Genomic DNA, 3,929 nt, shown 5'->3' on the forward strand with positions numbered 1-3,929 from the left:
GCTTGACGGATAAGGAAGAGCTAAAAGGCCTGGATGAGTTTCAAGTTTTTCCTCATGCCTTGCTGGGCAACGGTAAACCGGCCACGCTTTATGCCTGCATGGCCCCAGAGAGAAGCGGCACACTAGAGCCGCTGGCACCTGAACAGCTACCCGAGCGAAAGCGTAGCGAAGCACAGGTGCTGGCCAAAGTGCCCGTGCCTACCCTCCAGTTAGACGCCATCGAGGGCCTAAACCAAGTCGATTGGCTGTTACTGGATGAGCTCAACGACAGCCTAGCCGCGCTGGAAAATGGTACGCAATACCTAAAAGAAACGCTGTTGATTCACGTACGGCTACCGTTAATGCCCACCTGCCAACGGCAGCCCGATGTGGCGACTATTTTTCAGTGGATGACGCAGCACGGGTTTCAATGCTACCGCTTTGATCAGCCTGTTCACCATAGCCACTTGCCTAGTAAGCCGTATTCATCCCTGATGAGCAGCGTTTGGCGTGTATGGCACCTGCCAGATTGCGTAAGCTGGCTTTTTTGATGGACGCTGTCCATGGCGTGCATGACTTTACCCACCGGCTGTTGAATAGTATTGACCCAGAGATGGCCACCCACTATTTAGCAACGCGTGGCTATCTCAGTCAGTATGATACCGAACCGGACACCTTCACCCTAACGGCCAAATATAGCCCGGCACCTTGGGATAAGCAGGGCCAGCCGCAAGCAGGAGGGTCAAGTGAGTAAAAAGAACAGCCGTAAGAACAGCAGCGTTGCTAAGCCAAAACAGTCATCACCGGCTAGTATCTACATCAACCGTGCGCAAGTTTTTTTCGTGACAACGAAATACAGCGCGGCATTAACATGCTACTGCAAGGCATTAAAGTAGCGCCTGAAAATGCTGTGCTACACGCAATGCTGGGCGAGCAGCTAGGCAAGCATGGCCGGGCTGAAGCCAGTATAAAGCACTATGAGAAAGCGCTGGAACTTGACCCCAATATGCTGATGGTGCAAGCCAATCTTGCCCAAGCGTATAGCCAACAAAACCGCTTTAATGACGCTGAACCGCTCATTAACAAAGCATTGAACGCTGCACCAAGCAACCCCTCCGTGTATATGGCCTATGGCGTCATGCAGCAACGGCGCAGCAAACTGCCCGAATCGGTAGAGCACTTTCGTAAAGCGCTAACGCTCAAGCTTGAGCAGCCTGAAGTTGCTGCTAAAGATAGTGTTAAAAAAACGGGAAGACTTCAACAAACCTGAAACCGAAGAACTTCTATGGGATACCCTGAATCAGCTAGCGATGGCTAACGTTCATGCGTTTGCCTGGTGCGTGAAGGAGGTCTGATCAGTTTTGATAAGGACATTGATATTGGACTTCCCCATACTGAAATGGAACGGGCGGTACGTTGTTTAGAAAACAACGGCTGGGTGGAAGCCCCCAATCAGTTTTTGACTAACCCACGATCAATGGTGCACTCTGTAAAAAAAGTTACGGTAGACCTTTCTGGCTTTGTAATTGATGAGGAAAGTAACCGAGTATTTACTGGTTTTTGGTTAAAAGAAGACGTACCACACGAATGGAATGCCAACACCTATTACCCACCGCTTACACTTAAAAAAGATACTACCCCGGCGGGCGAGCCTATCTGGTCGTTAACAGACCCGGAAGCGTGGCTGGTGGCGCTATACGGTGAGAGCTGGAAGGTGCCAGACCCGGCGTTCGATACGGTAATTCGAGCCAAAAACTATTTCCGGTTTTCCTTATTGGTGCAGTGCTATGCGTTTTCTCGTATTTATAACAAGTGGCATGAAGGGGAAATCAAAAAGGCGATGGCTATGGTGCAAGGCTCATTAGTACACCTGCCGGACGACACGTTACTGCAACAGATTGAAGCGCGTTTGGAGTCGTTGTTATAACGCTGGGGAACCCTTCAGAGCTCTATCCCCCCGGCCAACAATATCGTGAGGAATAAAAGTAAGGCGGCGTGTTATGTGCCGCAGAAATGGGTTTTTCATGCCATATTCATCAAAAGATACAGGGTTTGTCTGCCTGCTTTGTCATCACCATGACTATCAGCCACATTTTCCAAACGTTCGTGGTGATGATTCAGGCAATTTAAAGATTGTAGACTGCTCTGCTTGTGGTCATCGCCAACTTTCCCATCCGGTTTACGACCTTGCCCTCTATGAAAAAGATTTGCAGGTTTTCTCCTCGATTGAGGAGTGTGGCACCCCGCTCAAGAAATTTATTGAAAATTCTTGGTTACAGGCCCAGCGCCGCGTGGAGCGCCTTTTAACGGATCGGCTATTGCCACAAGACCAGCAAGTAGCACCGGCATGCCTCGATATTGGCGGGGGTTATGGATTCTTTTCTCACTTGCTAAAGCAGGCAGAGCCTGAAGCTGAAGTTGAAATGCTCGACCCAAGCGAAGGGCGTATTGCAACTGGCAAAAAGCTTATAGAGGAGTATGACGAGGCGCCGACGCAAGTTCGCTATATGGCTGGCTTACTTGATAGTATTTTTGCTGAGAACCACCAAGAAACCTACGACGTGGTCACGCTCTGGCATGTAGTGGAGCATGTGCCCGAACCGATTCAGTTGGTGGCAGATGCCTGGCGGTTGGTGAAACCGGGAGGCTGGCTTTCCATCGAAGTGCCTAATGCTAATGACGAGCTTCTAGAGCTGTCACCCGCTTTCGCTAATTATTCCTATATGATTGAGCATCTATCCTACTTCTCGCCGGACATGTTGAGCAAACTGATCGAGTTAGGCTTTGTACGAAAAGTCGGCGAGCGATGGCCAGACAAGGCAAAAATCGGCGAAAAGACGGAGTTTACAAGGTGTAAATGAGTACTTTGAGCCGATTTTTAACGCCGTATGGGCGAGCATAGGCAATTTTCGTACAAAGCCTAGGGACGGATCGCAAGCCAGATGCTCTCTATGGTTATCAGCGTTATGGCATTTTTAATTACATGCACTGGATTCATGCCAATGCCCCTTTAGGTGCTGATCCAGATTTCTTCCCCGGCGAAGATCGATGGTGGCTAGAAAAAACATGGCGAGAGAAACGAGCTGATGCCCTAACAACGGATGCATTAGTGGTGAACGTACAAAAGCCGGAGCGTGGATAGAATGGGTAAGGTTGTCATTACCTACGGCACGTTTGATCTACTGCATGTCGGCCATGTCCGCTTGCTTAGGCGCCTAAAAGCCCTGGGAGATACCCTGATTGTGGGTGTCTCTACAGATGCGTTCAATGCTCAGAAGGGCAAGGCATCCATTTACCCGTTCGAAGAGCGCCGTGAAATTATCAAGTCCATTAGCTTCGTTGATAAAGTTATCCCTGAAGAAACCTGGGATCAAAAAGCCAGTGACGTGAAGGAATACGGCGTGGATATTCTGGCGATGGGGGATGATTGGGCAGGCAAGTTTGACACGCTATCCAGTGACGTTGAGATTGTCTATCTACCGCGTACGGAAGGGATTTCCACGACAGATATCAGAACGGTTATTTCGCGTGTAGAAGAAGACAAGCTACTTGCCTTGGAGTGCGCAATAGATCAAGTCAGTCGACTAGCAAAAAAGCTTCGTTGATTAATAATAATCGGTTTTGTGATGTTGTTGTAAGTCGTAATTTTTAATGGTTATGATATGTGATATTGCGAGTGGTTAGAGCGCTCAAGCGGCAAGAAACAGTAGGTTTTGTTAAATTTATTTAATAGTTGTCGTTTTGGCGGCTGTTGTGCTTGAATGAGAGAGGTGTAATTGCTCTGTGTTTAAGAGGCTCTTCGTCGTTGGTTATGGAATTTACCCCCTGAGCTGAGCCAGAATATTGCCTTTATATTAGCAAGAGTTACGACATGGACGGTGCCCAGATTTTAACACTCGGCCTTGGCCTGGAAGCACTATAACCTGTGCAGCTACGAAGGGGGTCACTTC

At 48.8% G+C, this 3,929-nt stretch carries 5 protein-coding genes; all 5 read left to right on the forward strand.

The window, feature by feature from the left end:
- Positions 1 to 530, forward strand: a 530-nt coding sequence (locus tag B7L72_RS18730; protein WP_217806078.1) for a hypothetical protein, incomplete at its 5' end; no start/stop codon positions are given.
- Positions 531 to 850: 320 nt separating this feature from the next.
- Positions 851 to 1,249 (forward strand): tetratricopeptide repeat protein, encoded by a 399-nt coding sequence (locus B7L72_RS12845; protein WP_081194811.1) that lies wholly within the window; start codon positions 851 to 853, stop codon positions 1,247 to 1,249.
- A gap of 66 nt (positions 1,250 to 1,315) precedes the next feature.
- Positions 1,316 to 1,906: a hypothetical protein gene (locus B7L72_RS12850; RefSeq protein ID WP_139788509.1), complete on the forward strand. Its 591-nt coding sequence runs from the start codon at positions 1,316 to 1,318 to the stop codon at positions 1,904 to 1,906.
- A gap of 97 nt (positions 1,907 to 2,003) precedes the next feature.
- Positions 2,004 to 2,840: a class I SAM-dependent methyltransferase gene (locus tag B7L72_RS12855; RefSeq protein ID WP_176212886.1), complete on the forward strand. Its 837-nt coding sequence runs from the start codon at positions 2,004 to 2,006 to the stop codon at positions 2,838 to 2,840.
- A 282-nt stretch (positions 2,841 to 3,122) separates the two neighbouring features.
- Positions 3,123 to 3,584: a glycerol-3-phosphate cytidylyltransferase gene (tagD, locus tag B7L72_RS12860; RefSeq protein WP_081194817.1), complete on the forward strand. Its 462-nt coding sequence runs from the start codon at positions 3,123 to 3,125 to the stop codon at positions 3,582 to 3,584.
- The last annotated feature ends 345 nt before the right edge of the window (positions 3,585 to 3,929 follow it).

Origin of the sequence: Halomonas sp. BC1, assembly GCF_002078135.1 — a bacterium.
Lineage (GTDB): Bacteria > Pseudomonadota > Gammaproteobacteria > Pseudomonadales > Halomonadaceae > Vreelandella > Vreelandella stevensii.

Excerpts from the sequence above, each read along its gene's own strand:
- B7L72_RS12845 (WP_081194811.1), top strand. The coding sequence starts at position 851 with ATGCTACTGCAAGGCATTAAAGTAGCGCCTGAAAATGCTGTGCTACAC.
- B7L72_RS12855 (WP_176212886.1), top strand. The coding sequence starts at position 2,004 with ATGCCATATTCATCAAAAGATACAGGGTTTGTCTGCCTGCTTTGTCAT.
- tagD (WP_081194817.1), top strand. The coding sequence starts at position 3,123 with ATGGGTAAGGTTGTCATTACCTACGGCACGTTTGATCTACTGCATGTC.